We start from the raw sequence: 255 nt of genomic DNA on the forward strand, positions 1-255 counted from the left end.
AAATTTGGTTTGGTATGCGTGGACAATATCTGAACGAGTTTCAGAATGGTTCGCTCCTGAATCGGTAGTAGAAGCTAAAGAAGGGGGGGCCTATGAACTATATTTCGTTCCAGGTAATAAAACTAGCATGAATACTAAAGGTTGCAAGATTATTAAACTTGTTGATGAAAAAGAGCTACTGTTCACTTGGAAGGGACCAGACCAGTTTAAAGATATAATGAATAATGAAAATGAACTAACAATAGTAAAAGTAAG

The 255-nt window shown here is 35.7% G+C and carries 1 protein-coding gene; it reads left to right on the plus strand.

Features of this window, described 5'->3' with window-relative positions; all coding sequences use genetic code 11:
• Positions 1 to 255, plus strand: a 255-nt coding sequence (locus PGC35_RS22180) for an SRPBCC domain-containing protein (RefSeq protein ID WP_375220732.1), incomplete at both ends; no start/stop codon positions are given.

Source organism: Psychrobacillus sp. PGGUH221, assembly GCF_042055255.1.
In the GTDB taxonomy this organism is placed as follows: domain Bacteria; phylum Bacillota; class Bacilli; order Bacillales_A; family Planococcaceae; genus Psychrobacillus.